Here is a 14,923-nt window from a genome sequence, read left to right as displayed (position 1 = left end):
GCAGCGGAATCACCGGTCACTGTGACCGGTCACAGTAGTGTGACATGCGGGGCTGGCGGCGTCAAGGCGGTGGGCCGGTGCTCACCGCGGGGGCGCGACGGAGGCCCGCGGCACGAGGACCGGCGCGACGGGTGCGAGATCGGATGCCGCGGCATCGGCCCCCGAGATCAACGAGGCCACGGCGCGACGGGCGAGTTCGCCGAAGTCCTGCCTTACCGTCGTGAGCGGCGGCCAGTAGTACGCCGAATCCGGGATGTCGTCGAAGCCGACCACGCTGATGTCTCCCGGCACATCCAGGCCCATCTCGCGCAGCCCGGTCAGCAGGCCGAGTGCCATCTGGTCGTTCGCGGCGAAGACGGCCGTCGCGCCGGAGTCGCGGATCTCGCCGGCCGCGTCGTAGCCCGACCGTGCCGTCCAGTCACCGACGAGCACGCGCCCGGCCGGCAGCCCGCGGTCGGCCAGCTCGGCCTGGAAGCCCTCGACGCGGGATTCGGCCTCGAGCCAGTCGACGGGACCGGCCAGATGCGCGATGCGGGTGTGCCCGGCTTCCGCCAGTGCAGCGACGGCGAGCCGCGCGCCGGCGGCGTGGTCGACCGACAGGCCTCGGGCACCGCGGCCGGCGGAGTGCAGGGTGACGACGGGGATGCCGATGCGTGAGACGTCGAGTGCGAGCAGCGTCCGCGCATGCGGCGCGACGACGACGATGCCCTCGACACCCTGCGCGATCAGGTGGTTGACGGCGGAGGCGACGGCCGCGTCGTCCGCGGCATCCGCGAAGGCCGCACTCACCCAGTACCCGGCTTCGCGGGCGCTGGACTCGATGGCCGCGATGCTCCGCGACGGCCCGTACTGCAGGGCATCGGACGCGAGGATGCCGAGGGTGCGCGTGCGCCGTGTGCCGAGCGCGCGGGCGGCGTTGTTCATGCGATAGCCGAGCTCGTCCATCGCGGCGAGCACGCGTTCACGGGTGCCGGCGGCGACCTCGGGGTGGTCGTTGAGCACGCGTGAGACGGTCTGCCGCGAGACGCCGGCGAGCACCGCGACCTCGCGCACGCCGACCGTGCGACCCTGGGTGCTGATCGACTCGCTCACGCCGTCGAGTGTATGGCCAGCGGAGCCATCCGCCCGCCGTCGTGCCAGTCTGGTGACATGCGCATCGCTCTCACGGGGTCCTCAGGCAAGCTCGGCCGCGTCGTCGCACGCGAGCTGCGGGCAGGCGGCTACGACGTCATCGGAATGGATGTCGCTGGCGTTCGCGGCCCCGACTTCGTCCAGGTCGATCTCACCGACTACGGCCAGGTCGTCGACGCTTTCACCGCGGTCGGCGACCGGCACGACGGGATCGACGCGGTCGTGCACCTCGGCGCGATCCCCGCGCCAGGCATCCGCAGCGATGTCGCGACGTTCCACAACAACATGCCGGCCACCTTCAACGTGTTCTGGGCGGCGATGCGGCTCGGCATCCGACGCATCGTCTACGCGTCCAGCGAGACCGTGCTGGGGCTGCCGTTCGACGTGCCGCCGCCGTACATCCCCGTCGACGAGGAGTATCCGGCGCGTCCCGAATCGGTGTACTCGCTCGTGAAGACGCTCGAGGAGCAGCTGGCGACAGAGCTCGTGCGCTGGTATCCGGATGCCTCGATCACCGCCCTGCGCTTCTCGAACGTGATGGATCCGGAGGACTATGCGGACTTCCCGGCGTTCGACAGGGATGCGCTGCTGCGCAAGTGGAACCTCTGGGGCTACATCGACGCCCGAGACGGGGCGCAGGCCGTGCAGCGTGCACTGGAAGTCGCCGAGCCGGGGTTCGACCGTTTCATCATCGCGGCGGCCGACACTGTGATGTCGCGCCCGAACGCCGAACTCATCGCCGAGGTCTTCCCCGGTGTCCCAGTGACGCGGGAGGTCGGGGAGCACGAGACGCTGCTCGCGATCGACAAGGCGCGACGAGTGCTGGGCTTCGATCCGCAGCACTCCTGGCGCGACCACGTGTGAGGCGCCGAGCTGCCGACCGACACTTCTAGGATGACCATGACCCGCATCTCCGCCCCCGTCGTCCCCACTCGCGGTCGACTGCGCCCCCTCGGCCTCGACGAGGTCTCGATCACCGGCGGGTTCTGGGCCGATCGTCAGAGCGTGAACGGATCGGCGACGCTATCGCACATCGAGTCCCGCCTGGAATCCGAGGGATGGCTGGGCAACTTCGATCTCGCGGCATCCGGCGCCCTCCCCGCCGGTCGCCGGGGCCGGGAGTTCGCGGACTCCGAGATCTACAAGTACCTCGAGGCGCTCGCGTGGGAGATCGGACGCACGGATGCCGCGGCATCCTCTCCGCTCGAAGCGCGCTTCCGTGCGATCGGCGCCCGCGTCGCCGCCGCGCAGGAACCGGACGGCTACCTGAACACGAACTTCGGGCTGCCCGGCCAGGGCGCGCGCTGGTCGGATCTGGAGTGGGGCCACGAGCTGTACTGCCTCGGGCACCTGTTCCAGGCCGCGGTCGCGCGGGTGCGCACCCGACCGGATGCCGACGACGGCCTGATCGGGATCGCCCGGCGTGCCGCGGAGCTCGTGTGCCGCGAGTTCGGACCGGACGGACGCGATGCGATCTGCGGGCACGCCGAGGTCGAGGTCGGGCTCGCGGAACTCGGCCGCGCCCTGCGCGAGCAGCGCTTCATCGATCAGGCCGCGCTGTTCATCGAGCGGCACGGACGAGGCTCGCTTCGCGACATCGAGTGGGGTCGGAAGTACTACCAGGACGATGTGCCTGTGCGCGATGCCGACGTGCTGCGGGGCCATGCCGTACGCGCGAACTATCTGTCGGCAGGGGCGACGGACGTCGCGGTCGAGTGCTCAGATGGCGGCCTGCTCGACGCATTGCGTGCGCAGTGGGATCGCACGCTCGAGCGCCGGACGTACATCACCGGCGGTCAGGGGTCCCATCACCAGGACGAGGCTTTCGGCGAGGACTGGGAGCTGCCCACCGACCGCGCCTACTCGGAGACATGCGCCGGCATCGGCTCGGTGATGTTCTCGTGGCGGCTGCTGCTGGCGACCGGAGACGCTGCGTACGGCGATCTCATCGAGCGGACGCTGTTCAACGTCGTGGCGACGTCACCCGCACCCGACGGGAAAGCGTTCTACTACGCGAACACGCTGCATCAGCGGGTGCCGGGGGTGCCGGCCGACCCCTCGGCGACGTCGTCACGCGCGTCGTCGTCGCTGCGCGCGCCGTGGTTCGAGGTGTCGTGCTGTCCGCCGAACGTCGCCCGCACCTTCGCCAGTCTGGACGCCTACGTCGCGACGGCGGATGACGACGGCGTGCAACTGCACCAGTACGCTGCGGCGCGGGTGCGCACGGCGCTGCCCGACGGACGTGTCGTCGCGTTCGACGTCGCGACGGCGTACCCGGCGGACGGGCACGTGCGGCTCACGATCGTCGAGGACGGCGAGTGGACGCTGACTCTGCGGGTGCCGGCATGGGCGGACGGGGCGACGCTGCGAGTGAATGGTGCGGAGTCGACCGTCGCTCCTGGTTCCGTCACGGTGCGCCGCGCGTTCCGCAGCGGAGATCTGGTCGAGTTGGACCTGCCCGTCGCGCCGCGCGTGACGGAACCGGACCCCCGAGTGGATGCCGTCCGCGGCTGCGTCGTCGTCGAGCGAGGGCCCGAGGTGCTCGCGCTGGAGTCGACCGACTTCGGTGCCGACGTCGTGGATGCCGTGATCGCCGGTGACCCCGTCGAGACGGACGGCGGGGTGATCGTGCCGGTGCGCGACCGCGCGACCGGTTCCGTCGTGGATGCTCCGCTGGTCGCGTACCACGACTGGGCGCAGCGCGGCCCGTCGACGATGCGGGTGTGGTTGCCGACCAGGTGAGGCTACATCTCGCGTTTTCGCTCGAGTGAACCTTCGGCGTCGTCAGAGCTCCGTTCAGCCATCGATTTCGAGTTATCCACAGAAGAAATATTCGAGACCCGAATGTCTGTGGCCGGGTGTTGAATAGTAGTTATGAACAGCACCGCGGCAGTTCTCGGAAGGGTCGTCTCCGACCTGGATGGGTCGATCGAGTCCGCGGTGCGTTCGTCCGGTCTGGACGGGATGTCGGATGCGGAGAAGCTGGAGGTTCTGCGGCTCGCGGGTGAAGCCCAGCGCCGGTTGGATGCGCTGGTGACCGAGACGGTCGCGTGCGTGGATGGGCGTCCGACGGTGTCGGGGGTGCCGACGTTCCCGGCGGTGTTCGGATGCCGGAACATGAACGAGTTGCTGCAGCGGGTGCTGCGGGTCGACGCGTCCGGGGCGTCGCGGGTGGGGAAGGCCGCAGAGGCGGTGAACCGGAATGCGGAGATCACGACCGGGGCCCGACTGCCGGCCCGGTGGCCCGGGTTGCGGGAGGCGCTGCTGGACGGGGTGGTCGGGATCGCGGGACTGTTGGCCGCGATCGATCCGATCGACCGCACGAGGGGCCGGATCGACGGACAGGACCGACTACGGGCCGATGCCGCGCTGGCGGACTGCGCCCGCGGCATCGACGACACCGTGGCAGACCCGGGCGGCGCGGATGCCGAGACCGACGCGGCCGAGGCCCGTCGGGCCGAGGCGGGTCCGGCGGCGACGCCGGATGACCTGCGCCAGTACGCGCAACTGATCGCCACCTATCTCGACCCGGACGGGTCTGCACCGTCCGAGGCGCAGGCCGCGGTGAACCGATCGCTCACGTTCGGGCGGCTCCGCGACGGCGTCTACCCGATCCGAGGCGCCCTGCTGCCCGAGGTATACGCGCAACTGAAACTCATCATCGACGCGCAGACCAACCCCAGAACCACCGGCCCCGCTGATCTGGGGGTCGCGTTCACCGACAGCGACAGCCGCACCAGCGCCGACGGCGCCGGAAGTATCGATAGTGCCGGCACCTTAGCCGGCAGCGGCAGTGCGGGCGTGGGCGCAGACATGGGCGATGCGCTGCCCGGTGGGTGCGGGTCGCCGGAGGACCCGTTCAACAGCGACCCCCGTGCCGTGATCGACTCCCGCACCAGGCCGCAGAAACAGCACGACGCCCTCGCCACAGCCCTCTCCATCGCCGCCCGCCACGACGACATGCCCAGCCTCGGCGGCGCCGCCCCGACGCTCGTGGTCCAAGTCGAAGCATCCGACTTCGCGCACGGCACCGGCTGGGCGCACATCGCCGGTGCCGACGCCCCGGTCCCCGTCTCCGTCGCCGCGCACACCGTCTGCGAGGGGATGATCCAACGCGTCCTGTTCGACGAAGGCCGCATCGTCGGGATCACGACCACCGACCGCCTCTTCAACGCCTACCAGCGGCGAGCGATCACCCTGCGCGACAAGGAATGCATCATCCCCGGCTGCCACGTCCCCGCATCTTGGTGCGAGATCCACCACGTCGAGGAACACTCCCGCGGCGGCCCCACCCACACCGACAACGGGGTACCGCTGTGCTACTGGCACCACCGCACCATCGACATCTCGGGATGGCAGATCCGCATGGTCGACGGCAAACCCCAAATCCGCGGACCCGCCTGGTGGGACCCCGAACAGAAATGGCGCACTCCCCGACCGCTCCTCCCGGAATGGGTCGGCGGCTGAGAACGGAGCTGGATGCCCGGGTGCGGTGCTCCGCACCCGAGCCGGCGGACGCAGCGGGAGGGAACGCAGACGAAGCACGTTCTCGACGCCTCGCCGTATGCAGACGAGTCCACGAACGACGCTTCCGTCGCCGACGAGTTCGTCAGTCGTATCGTCTGGTTCGTGACCGTGCCCGCCGCAGCAAGCTCGTCAGCTCGACGAGAACGCCGGCTTCGGCGCGACGGTCACCGTCACCGTCACCGCCCGGTTCTCCGGCGCCACCTCTTCGGCGGATTCCTGGTCGAGCACCGGCATCCCGTCGGCCGAGAAATGCACGCGGCGCACGAACATGTCGCGTCCGGTCAGGCCGTTGTGGTCGGTGCGCGCGTGGAAGACGTACAGCAGGTTGCCGTCCTCATCGGACGACCACATACCGTGGCCGGTGCCCAGCTGCCATTCGCCGTTGAACATGCCGGACTTCTGCACCGGATGGTTCAGCTTGGTCCAGGATGCCGGGTCGGCAAGGTCCGCGCCCGCGTCCGCCGCAGCCATCGCAAGCCCCGTCGTGTACGTGTCGCCGACGGTCGACCCGGAGTACAGCAGGTAGAGCGTGCCGTCGCGCTCGAGCACGTTCGGCCCCTCGGCGATCGTGTTATCCCACGCGTACTCGGGCGCGAGGATCCGCACCGGCTCGGTGGCCAGACGCGTCGGGTTCGCCGGATCCACCTCGGCGAGATAGATCGCGCCGAGCATCTGCCAGGCGTAGTACGAGGTCCCGGAGTCCTGGAAGAACGTCATGTCCAACGAGATCTGCTGCACCGGGTTCAGAATGCTGCCGTCCGCGCGCACCACCGGCTCGGCCCTGCTCCAATTCGCCGGCACAGCCGGGTCCAGGTCGTTGCCCTCAGCATCCTGCAGCAGCTGGATGATGCTGGCACGCCCGGTCCACATGTCGGGTCGACCGTTGTCACCGTCGTAGCAGGGCATGAACAGGATCGACAGTTTCCCGTCGATCACGTGGAACTCGGGCGCCCAGAAGCATCCGGTCATGACGTTGCCCGCCGCATCCTCGTCGCCCGCCCTGAGCAGGTCGATCTCGACGTTGCGTCCCGCGGCGATCGCGTCGTCCGACAGGTCGTCGATCGTGTCGGCGATGCGGATCGGCATGTGCGGACCATTGGCGGGGTCGACCGGATTGAGGTTGAGGTCCTCGGTCGCGATCATGAGGAACCGCACTCGGCCGTTCGCCTCGTAGCGAAACACCGAGGGATCGGCGCGCTCGTCCGCGAACGGAGTCGGGTACTCGGGCTGCTTGACGGTGCCGGTGACGGTGTACTCGCCCGGCACCGCGGTGTCGACGGCCGCGAGCTCTTCCGCGTTCCAGGCGATCGCACGCGTCGCCTCCGAGCCGTCGCTGTAGCCGAGTTCGACCCGCTCCGGCAGATCGGATGCCGAGATCGCAGCGTCCTGCGCGACGGTCACGCGGTCGAGCACCTTCGCGCTCGTGTTCACGATCGGGCCGAACCGCACCTGCAGCTTCTCGGCCGTCTCGGCCGGGATCGGCAGCGCGTTTCCGGTGGCGTAGTCGGCGACGCCGTCCGCCGAGGGGCCGGCCGCAGCCGCGATCGTCCCGCGGCGCACGTCGCCTCGCGTGCTCTCATCCGCCAGGTCGGCGAAGGTCGTGTAGTTCGTGACGCCCGAGTCGCTCGTCCAGCTGACGACATAGCGCTGGGCTGCGGAATCCCACACGGATGCCGGGTCGTTCACGCCATCCGCGACGCCGAGATCCAGCATCCCGACCTCGGTGTACGACAGCAGGTCGTCCGTGCGAGCGAACAGCACCGACGATGCCTGCGTGCCGTCGGATGCGCCGCCGCGGGCGACCCGGGTCGCGACGATGCCGTAACCACCGTCGGCGAGCGCGAACAGGTGCGGGTCGCGGAGGCTGCGGATCAGCGACTCATCCGGGCCGTTCGCCGGCACCGGCTCCGACGTCTTCGGGAAGAAGATGCCGTAGTTCTCGTTCAGCGGCGCCCAGCCGTCGGCGCCCCCGAGCGCGAGATGCATGCTCAGCGCCACATCGGCGTTGTTGGCCTCGGTCTGGCTCGTGGGCGTCCTGCTGTAGGCGAGCAGATCGACGGAGGCCGCAGCAGGCAGCACCGTGACGGCGAAGCGCCGCATGATGTTCGCGCCGGACACGACCTCGGTGACGGCGACGTCGATCTGCGCGGTCACGGCCGCGAGACCGGCGAGGCGGATGATGCCGTCCTCGACGCTCACACCGTCACCGGTGACCGCGGTGACGGCGACCGCAGCGCCGGCGGGCGCATCGGGCAGGGCGGAGCCGGAGGCGATGACCGGCGGAAGCACGAACTGCTCGGCGAGACGATCGGCGCTGACGGTCATGCGGAATCCTCCTGCTGCGGGAACGGCGCCGGCACCCCGGCAGTCCGTCAACTCTACAACGTTGTACTTGCGCCTGGTCGGCCCACCGTTAGGCTGGCCCGCATGACAGCGACGACGCCGACGCGCGCGACGATGAAGGACGTCGCCGCTCTTGCCGGCGTCTCGCCCAAGACCGTTTCGAACGTCGTCACGGGCACGATCGTCGTCCGCGAGGAGACCAGGGCGCGCGTCGAAGCGGCCATGGCCGAGCTCGACTTCGTCCCCAACCTGAGCGCCCGCGGGCTGCGTCAAGGTCGCTCGGGCATCATCGCGCTCGCGCTCCCCGATCTCGCGACGGCCTACTCCGCCGAGCTCGTGCACCGGATCGTCGAGGCCGCCCACGAGCGCGGGCTCGCCGTGCAGATCGAGGAGACCGCGCTCGAGCCCGACCGCGAGAAGGAACTGCTCTCGCGCGCACGCGCCCACCTCGTCGACGGTCTGATCCTGAATCCGATCCGTCTGGAGGACAGCGTCATCCGCTATGCCGACCGGCTGCCCCCGATCGTCGTGATCGGCGAGGTCGAGCAGCACCGCACGGACCAGGTGCTCATCGACAGCCGCCTGGCCGCCGCCGACGTCACACGGCACGTGATCGCACGCGGTGCGCGTCGGATCACGGTCATCGGTGCCGACGAGCGCGGCGAGGTCGCCACAGCGACGAGCAGGCTCCGCCTCGAGGGCGTGCATGACGCGCTGCGCGAGGCGGGATTGCCGATCGATCGCGCCCGCGAAGTGAACCGACTGCCATGGTCGATGGCCGCCGGCGCCGAGGGCATGAAGGAGCTGCTCGCTCGCGGAATCGCCTTCGATGCCGTGATCGCCTTCACGGATTCGATGGCCGCCGGTGCCCTGCACACCTTGCACGGTCACGGCATCGACGTCCCGGGCGAGGTCATCGTCACGGGGTTCGATGACGTCGAGTTCTCGCAGTTCACCTCTCCCTCGCTGACGACGATCGCGTTCGATCGGCGGGCGTTCGCCGAGGCCGCGCTCAGCCTGCTGCTCTCCCGGATCGATGACCCGTCGACGCCGCCGCGTTCGCTCACGCTCTCGCATCAGCTGCTCGAACGCGCCAGCACTGCGCACGGGCCGTCCGGCCACCCTCGCTGACTGCGCCCATCACGGATTCGGCGGCACATGCGCCGCGGCATCCGCGGCCAGTTCCACCGAACGCTTGCGCACCGGATTACCACGATGTAATGATGAGACCGCTCGACCCAACCGAAGCAACGACCACTGTCACGAAGGAGTGACGATGACGCCCCCGCTCGATCTGTCCCGAAGGCAGTTCCTCGCTGCCGCATCGGTGGCCGCCGGCAGCATGCTGCTCGCGGGCTGCGCCCCTGGTGCCGCCACCGGCTCGAACACCCGGACCCTCCAGTTCTGGCATCTGCTCTCCGGCGGTGACGGCGTCACGATGACGTCGTTGCTCGACGGCGTGAACAAGGCTCAGGACGCGTATTACATCCGCCCCACCGTTCTCGCGTGGGGGACGCCGTACTACACCAAGCTCGCCATGGCCGGCGCCGGCGGACGCGCACCGGATGTCGCGATCATGCACGCCACCCGCACCGTGGGCTGGGCCCCCGGTGGCCTTCTCGACACCTGGGATCTCGACAAGCTGGCCGAGCTCGGCGTCGACAGCTCCACGTTCCCGAAGCCGATCTGGGAGAAGGGCTTCGTGGGCGAGGGCATGTACAGCATCGCGCTCGACGCGCATCCGTTCGTCCTGATGTTCAACACCGACATCTGCGACGCGGCCGGGGTGCTCGAATCGGACGGCTCGCTCACCGAGACCAGCTCGCCGGAAGAGTACCTCGATCAGCTCCGCGAGATCGCCGGGTCGTCCGGCGAGCACGCCCTGTCGTACGGCTACCTCGGCGACGGCGCTCAGATGTGGCGGCTCTTCTACGGCCTGTATGCACAGCACGGTCTCGAGATCGAACTCCCGGTGGGTGGCAAGGCCGTGATCGACAAGGATGCCGCGGTGGAGGTCCTCACCTTCATGCAGACGATGCTCGACGGGGAGATCGCGAACACGCAAGCCGACTACGGCACCGCCGTCGCCGAGTTCTCATCCGGCAAGAGCGGCATGTTCATGACCGGCGTCTGGGAGCTGCGCACCATGCAGAACGCCGGCATCCCCTTCGACGCGACCATGATCCCGGCACTGTACGGACAACAGGCGGTGTACGCCGACTCGCACTCGTTCGTGCTGCCGCATCAGACCAGCGCGGACCCGGTCAAGCGCGACCTGACGTATCAGTTCGTCGCCGACATGCTCAAGGGCTCGTTCGGGTGGGCCGAGGCCGGGCACATCCCGGCGTTCCTGCCGGTCACCGAATCGCCGGAGTACGCCGACCTCATCCCGCAGGCGCACTATGCCGAGGCGGCGCAGCACGTCGTGTACGACCCGGTGGCCTGGTTCACCGGATCCGGGTCGAACTTCCAGGGCGAGTTCGGTGCCGCAGTGCAGGGCGTCCTGTTGTCCGGAGACGACCCCGCTGCGGCCATCGACCGCTTCGAGTCGCGGGTGAACACCATGCTCGCCCAGCCGAACCCGGCCGATCCGGAAGGGACGTGGAAGTCATGACCACCACCGCCTCCTCGTCCACACGCGTCATCGTGACCGGCAAGGCCACCGACCACCGCGGCCGCCAGTCCGGACCGGTCAAGCGCGAGCAGCTGATCAGCTGGGCGTTCCTCGCGCCGTTCGTCATCGCGTTCCTGCTGTTCCTGGTCTGGCCGATCGTGCACGGCATCTATCTGAGCTTCACCGACCAGTCGCTCACGGGTGCCGGCGGCTCACTGGTCGGCTTCGCGAACTACGCCGAAGCCCTCACCGACCCGGTCATGTGGCAGTCGCTGTGGAACACGGTGTGGTTCACGCTGCTGTCCACTGTCCCCCTCGTCGTGATCGCACTGCTCATGGCGGCGCTGGTCGACCGCGGCATCCCAGGGCAATGGCTGTGGCGGCTGTCGTTCTTCATGCCGTACCTGCTGGCGTCGACCGTCATCTCGCAGATCTGGGTGTGGATCTTCAATCCGCAGATCGGTGCGGCCAACAACATCCTCACCTCCCTGGGCCTGGAGCCGATCGCCTGGCTGCAGAACCCGGATACGAACATGCTGTCGATCGTCATCGCGACGGTGTGGTGGACGGTCGGGTTCAACTTCCTCCTCTACCTCGCGGCGATGCAGAACATCCCGCCGCAGCAGTACGAAGCGGCATCTCTCGACGGCGCAGGAGCGTGGCGCCAGTTCTGGTCGATCACGCTTCCGCAGCTGGGGCCGGCCACCGTGCTGATCCTCATCCTGCAGATCCTGGCATCCCTGAAGCTGTTCGACCAGGCGTATCAGATGCTCGGCGGCGTCGCGAGCGACACCACGCGGTCGATCGTCCAGTACATCTACGAGGCCGGATTCGTCAGCTACCGATTCGGATACTCGGCCGCCATCTCCTACGTGTTCTTCGCAATCATCGTCATCATCGGCGTCGCCCAGGCTCTGGTCACGCGCCGCCGGAAGGAGCAGTGATGTCCACCGCAACTCTCTCTCCGACCGAGGCGATCACGGTCGCGAAGCCCCGCCGCGCCCGCCACTCGCACGCACCTGGTCAGAAGCCTTTCGGCCCGCTGCGCGTCACGGCGTTCATCGTGCTGCTGCTCATGGCGATCGGCTGGCTGCTGCCGTTCCTGTGGGCCGTCGCCACGGCTTTCAAGACCGAGACGGATGCCGCATCCGGCGACCCGTCCTGGATCGGCGCCTCGGGGCCGACGGTCGAAGCCTTCGTCGCGATCCTGTCGCAGGGCAACGTCTACATCTGGGCGTTCAACAGCCTCTGGACGTCGGTGGCCGTCACCGTGATCACCCTCGCGATCTCCGCCCTGGCCGCGTACGCGTTCTCACGACTGGACTTCACCGGACGCAAGTGGCTTTTCGCCGTGATCATCGCGTCGATCGTCGTGCCGCCTCAGGTGCTGATCATCCCGCTGTTCTACCAGATGCTCACGTTCAACATGATCGACACCTACTGGGGTCTGATCCTGCCGCAGGTCGTGGCGCCGGCGATGGTGTTCATCCTGAAGCGATTCTTCGACGCCATCCCGATCGAACTCGAGGACGCGGCCAGGGTGGACGGTGCGAGCCGGTTCCGGATCTTCTGGTCGATCGTGCTGCCGCTGTCCCGGCCGATCCTGGCCTCGGTCGCGATCTTCGTGTTCATCGGCGCGTGGAACAACTTCCTGTGGCCGTTCCTCGTCATCAACGACACCACGCTCATGACGCTGCCGGTCGGGCTTCAGACGGTCATCAGCGCATACGGCGTGCAGTACGCGCAGGTCATGGCGCAGGCCGTGCTCGCAGCCCTGCCTCTGATCATCGTGTTCATCATCTTCCAGAAGCAGATCGTCAAGGGCGTCGCGACCAGCGGCTTCGGCGGTCAGTAGCCCCCACGAGACCCATCGACCAAGGAGAGCAATGTCTCAGGCCCGCATCACCATCGACCGCGACTTCACGATCGCCGACGTGCCCCGGAGGCTCTTCGGATCGTTCGTCGAGCACATGGGGCGCTGCGTGTACACCGGCATCTACGAGCCGGGGCATCCGCAGGCGGACGAACGCGGGTTCCGCCGCGACGTCCTCGCCCTCGTGCGGGAGATGGGACCGACCGTGATCCGGTATCCGGGCGGCAACTTCGTCTCCGGGTACAACTGGGAGGACGGCGTCGGTCCCGTCGCCGATCGCCCGGTGCGGATGGACGGCGCGTGGCACACGATCGAGACCAACGCGTTCGGCCTGCACGAGTTCGTGGACTGGGCGCGGGAGGCCGAGGTCGAGGTGATGGAGGCCATCAACCTCGGCACCCGCGGCATGGACGAGGCGCGCGCGCTGGTCGAGTACGCCAACCACCCGGGCGGCACGTACTGGTCGGATCTGCGCCGCCGCAACGGCGCGGCCGATCCCTTCGACATCAAGCTCTGGTGCCTCGGCAACGAGCTGGACGGTCCGTGGCAGATCGGCGGCAAGACCCCGGCCGAGTACGGCCGGCTCGCCCAGGAGACGGCCAAGGCGATGAAGCTCGTCGACCCGTCGATCGAACTGGTCGCGGTGGGATCGTCGAACCGCGGGATGCCGACGTTCGGCACGTGGGAGCACACCGTGCTCACGCACGCGTACGACGAGGTCGACTACATCTCGATGCACGCCTACTACCAGGAGCACGACGGCGACACGGAGTCGTTCCTGGCGGATGCCGTCGACATGGACGCCTTCATCGAGGGCGTCATCGCCACGGTCGACGCGGTCAAGGCAGCGGGCAAGCACACCAAGCAGGTGAACATCTCGTTCGACGAGTGGAACGTGTGGGACCAGCACAAGTACAACAGCGTGGAGGCGGACGAGATCGAGGCGGCCGGCTGGAAGCAGCACCCCCGCCTGATCGAGGACACCTACTCCGTGACGGATGCCGTCGTCGTCGGCACCCTGCTGAACAGTCTGCTCCGGCACGGCGACCGCGTGCAGATCGCCAACCAGGCGCAGCTGGTCAACGTGATCGCGCCGATCCGCTCCGAGGAGGGCGGACCCGCGTGGCGGCAGACCAGCTTCTGGCCGTTCGAGCGCGTGGCCAGGTTGGCGAAGGGGCGGATCCTGCGTCTCGCCGTCAACGCGACGCAGATCAGCACCAAGCGCTACGGCGACGTGGATGCCGTGGATGCGGCCGCGACCTGGGACGAGGAGACCGGCCGCGTCGTGGTGTTCGTCGCGAACCGCTCGCTGGAGGCGTCCAGCGACCTCACTCTCGACCTGCGCGGCTTCGGCGCGCTGCGGGTCGCGAGCGCCGAGGTCCTCACGATCCCCGAGGGCGGCGACCGCCTGACGGCGAACCTCGAGACCGCGCCCGACCGTGTCGGCATGGTGCCGCTCGCCGGAGTCGAGGTCGTCGACGGCGCGGTCCGCGCGACGCTGCCGCCGGTGTCCTGGTCGGTGATCGAGCTGTCGTAGCCCCGGCGGCGCGGCGCGTCCGCACTTCACGCCCACGAGAAACCACTTCCCGCGCGAGGAACCACGTGGGAGGTGGTTTCTCGTCGTGAAAGTGGTTTCTCGCCGACGGCGCGGCATCATTGTCGAGTGACCCATCCGACCGTCTCCGCTCACACGCCGCTCATCCTCATCCACGGCTGGGGCGGCAGCTCGCACGCATGGGAGCGCGTGCTGCCGGAACTGCTGACGGCGGGTTTCAGCACTCCGATCAGCGCGGTCGACCTTCCCGGCTCGCCGATCGGCATGGTCTCCGATGACGCGACGATCGCGAGTGCGGCCGATCACGTCATCGCGGTCGCCGAACAGACCGGCACCCCGGCCGTCGTCGTCGGTCATTCCCTCGGTGGTCAGGTCAGCCTTCTGGTCCACGCCAGGCGCCCGGATCTCGTCGCCGCTGAGGTCGTCGTCGATCCGGCGTACGGCGCGGACGAGAGCGAGGCCGCGAGCATGCGGACGCTGGCGGCCGCCATCCGCTCTGCCGGTCCGCGTGCGCTCGTCGACTTCTTCGAGTCCGGCTTCGGAGTGCTCGGCAGTCAGGAACGAGAGGACATCCTCGCCGATCTGCAGGCCACGCACGCCGACGTGCTCGCGTCGTATCTGGAATCCGAGTACCTCGCCGCCGACGCGATCGGTTTCCTCGAGGCGACGACAGCGGTCGCGCGACGCCGCGTGCGCCCCCTGTTGGCATTCCACTCCTCAGAACGCGGAGCCGGTATCGAACGCGCTCTGCTGCCGCCCACCGGATCGGTCGTCCGACGGTGGGATGGACACGGGCACTTCCTCCATCTCGAGGACCCCGCGCGGTTCGCTCTCGAGACGAAGTCGTGGACGACAGACCTGTAACTAGTTGCCGCCAACG

Annotated in this window: 11 protein-coding genes; 9 read left to right on the top strand and 2 right to left on the bottom strand. The window is 68.7% G+C overall.

What is annotated here, in order from left to right; all coding sequences use genetic code 11:
* Positions 1–81: 81 nt before the first annotated feature.
* On the bottom strand, positions 82–1,092 hold the full coding sequence (locus M2317_RS04985; protein WP_429457897.1) for a LacI family DNA-binding transcriptional regulator: 1,011 nt from the start codon (positions 1,090–1,092) through the stop codon (positions 82–84).
* Positions 1,093–1,149: 57 nt separating this feature from the next.
* Between M2317_RS04985 and M2317_RS04980 the strand changes: the two genes are divergently transcribed.
* The 3 genes from M2317_RS04980 (at position 1,150) to M2317_RS04970 (ending at position 5,598) form a co-directional block, all read left to right on the top strand.
* Complete coding sequence (locus M2317_RS04980; protein ID WP_429457896.1) at positions 1,150–1,995, top strand: NAD-dependent epimerase/dehydratase family protein; 846 nt, start codon at positions 1,150–1,152, stop codon at positions 1,993–1,995.
* A 30-nt stretch (positions 1,996–2,025) separates the two neighbouring features.
* On the top strand, positions 2,026–3,873 hold the full coding sequence (locus tag M2317_RS04975) for a glycoside hydrolase family 127 protein (protein WP_429457894.1): 1,848 nt from the start codon (positions 2,026–2,028) through the stop codon (positions 3,871–3,873).
* A gap of 132 nt (positions 3,874–4,005) precedes the next feature.
* Complete coding sequence (locus M2317_RS04970) at positions 4,006–5,598, top strand: DUF222 domain-containing protein (protein ID WP_429457892.1); 1,593 nt, start codon at positions 4,006–4,008, stop codon at positions 5,596–5,598.
* Between the two features lie 189 nt (positions 5,599–5,787).
* Here the strand turns inward: M2317_RS04970 and M2317_RS04965 are convergent, their stop codons facing one another.
* A complete protein-coding gene (locus tag M2317_RS04965) occupies positions 5,788–7,983 on the bottom strand; it encodes a family 43 glycosylhydrolase (RefSeq protein WP_429457890.1) in 2,196 nt (731 codons plus the stop codon).
* 102 nt (positions 7,984–8,085) lie between these two features.
* On the opposite strand from M2317_RS04965, the gene M2317_RS04960 reads away from it, so the two are divergent.
* The 6 genes from M2317_RS04960 (at position 8,086) to M2317_RS04935 (ending at position 14,907) form a co-directional block, all read left to right on the top strand.
* A complete protein-coding gene (locus tag M2317_RS04960; RefSeq protein ID WP_429457889.1) occupies positions 8,086–9,132 on the top strand; it encodes a LacI family DNA-binding transcriptional regulator in 1,047 nt (348 codons plus the stop codon).
* A gap of 145 nt (positions 9,133–9,277) precedes the next feature.
* Positions 9,278–10,615, top strand: coding sequence for a substrate-binding domain-containing protein (locus M2317_RS04955; RefSeq protein WP_429457888.1), 1,338 nt, complete (start codon positions 9,278–9,280; stop codon positions 10,613–10,615).
* Entirely contained in the window at positions 10,612–11,559 is a 948-nt protein-coding gene (locus M2317_RS04950) for a carbohydrate ABC transporter permease (protein ID WP_429457887.1), read from the top strand. Before M2317_RS04955 ends, M2317_RS04950 begins: the two co-directional genes overlap by 4 nt.
* Positions 11,559–12,470, top strand: a complete 912-nt coding sequence (locus M2317_RS04945) for a carbohydrate ABC transporter permease (RefSeq protein WP_429457885.1) — start codon at positions 11,559–11,561, stop codon at positions 12,468–12,470. Before M2317_RS04950 ends, M2317_RS04945 begins: the two co-directional genes overlap by 1 nt.
* Positions 12,471–12,501: 31 nt before the next feature.
* The gene (locus M2317_RS04940; RefSeq protein WP_429457884.1) at positions 12,502–14,025 is read left to right on the top strand and encodes an alpha-N-arabinofuranosidase; all 1,524 of its coding nucleotides are present in this window, start codon (positions 12,502–12,504) and stop codon (positions 14,023–14,025) included.
* Positions 14,026–14,151: 126 nt separating this feature from the next.
* Complete coding sequence (locus tag M2317_RS04935; RefSeq protein ID WP_429457882.1) at positions 14,152–14,907, top strand: alpha/beta fold hydrolase; 756 nt, start codon at positions 14,152–14,154, stop codon at positions 14,905–14,907.
* Positions 14,908–14,923: the final 16 nt, after the last annotated feature.

This window comes from Microbacterium sp. ZKA21 (assembly GCF_050434165.1).
Lineage (GTDB): Bacteria > Actinomycetota > Actinomycetes > Actinomycetales > Microbacteriaceae > Microbacterium.
The sequence above is the reverse complement of the archived record's forward strand: the minus strand, read 5'-3'. Positions and strand labels throughout refer to the sequence as shown.